Here is a 1,506-nt window from a genome sequence, read left to right on the forward strand (position 1 = left end):
GAGGAGTTCTTCACCGAGGAGACGAAGTACGACCCGCACAGCCCCTACTCGGCGTCGAAGGCTTCGTCGGACCACTTCGTGCGGGCCTACCACGACACGTACGGCATGCCGACGCTGGTTACGAACTGCTCGAACAACTACGGGCCCTACCAGTTCCCGGAGAAGCTGATTCCGCTGTTCATCAACAACATCCGCCACCGAAGGCCGCTGCCCGTGTACGGCCGCGGGGAGAACGTCCGCGACTGGCTCTACGTCGAGGACCACGCACGGGCCATCGACGTGATCTTCCACAAGGGCAAGGTCGCCGACACGTACAACATCGGGGGTTTCAACGAATGGAAGAACATCGACCTGATACGGGTGATCGTACGGACGGTGGACAGGCTGCTGGGCAACCCCGAGGGGTCGTCGGAGAAGCTCATCACGTATGTCACCGACCGCGCAGGCCACGATCTGAGGTACGCCATCGACTCGCGCAAACTCAAGCGCGAACTGGGCTGGCAGCCCAGCCTGCAGTTCGAGGAGGGGATCGAAAAGACGGTCCGCTGGTACCTCCAGAACCAAAAATGGATGGACGACATTACTTCAAGCGAGTATGAAAAATACTACCAAAGCATGTACAAGGAGAGGTAGATATGGCGCTTAATGGATGAACATCGGCTCCGAAATGCAGGAAATAAGCTCTAACAACAAACGAATAGCAAAGAATACACTTCTGCTCTACTTCCGGATGCTTGTTACCATGGCTGTAAGTCTCTACACCAGCCGGGTGGTATTGAACATTCTGGGGGTGGAGGACTTCGGCATCTACAATGTTGTGGGCGGAATCGTCGCCATGTTCGGATTCATCAACGGATCCATGACCTCTGCGACACAGCGGTACCTGACCTTTGAGCTGGGACAGAACAATCGGGCGCAACTGACAAAGGTTTTTTCGACCAGCCTTTCAATACATGGCATCATATCCTTTCTGATAATAGTGCTGGCGGAAACGGTCGGGCTTTGGTTCTTATGGAACAAAATGCAGATTCCGGCCGACCGCATGAATGCCGCTTTCTGGGTATTCCAGTGCTCGGTAGCGGCATCGGTGATCATGATCATGAGCGTACCGTATAATGCGGCCATCATCGCCCATGAAAGAATGAGCGCATTCGCCTATATATCGATTATCGAAGTCTCTTTGAAATTGCTGATCGTCTGTTTTCTTCGGTATTTTCACACCGACAAACTGATATTGTACGCCGCGTTAATCGTTATTGTCCAGTTCCTCATACGTCTATGTTACAGCTGGTATTGCAACCGGCATTTCAACGAAACAAAATATCGCTGGAGCTGGGACAAGGGGTTATTCAAGGAAATGACAGGATTTGCCAGTTGGAATATGTTCGGCAGTCTGGCGGCCATCACATTTACACAGGGGTTGAACCTGCTGCTGAATATGTTCTTCGGTCCGGTTGTCAACGCTGCCAGAGGTATCGCCGTGCAGGCCCAAACCGCCATCGGTCA

1 protein-coding gene and 1 pseudogene are annotated in these 1,506 nt (G+C 53.0%); both read left to right on the forward strand.

Features of this window, described 5'->3' with window-relative positions:
* Positions 1 to 633, forward strand: a 633-nt coding sequence (locus tag ACESTR_RS16080) for a dTDP-glucose 4,6-dehydratase (RefSeq protein ID WP_373179443.1), incomplete at its 5' end; no start/stop codon positions are given.
* A gap of 34 nt (positions 634 to 667) precedes the next feature.
* A pseudogene (locus tag ACESTR_RS16085) lies at positions 668 to 1,506 on the forward strand (lipopolysaccharide biosynthesis protein); the annotation flags it as partial.

It is taken from the genome of Alistipes sp. DJF_B185, from assembly GCF_964250025.1.
GTDB lineage: Bacteria > Bacteroidota > Bacteroidia > Bacteroidales > Rikenellaceae > Alistipes > Alistipes finegoldii.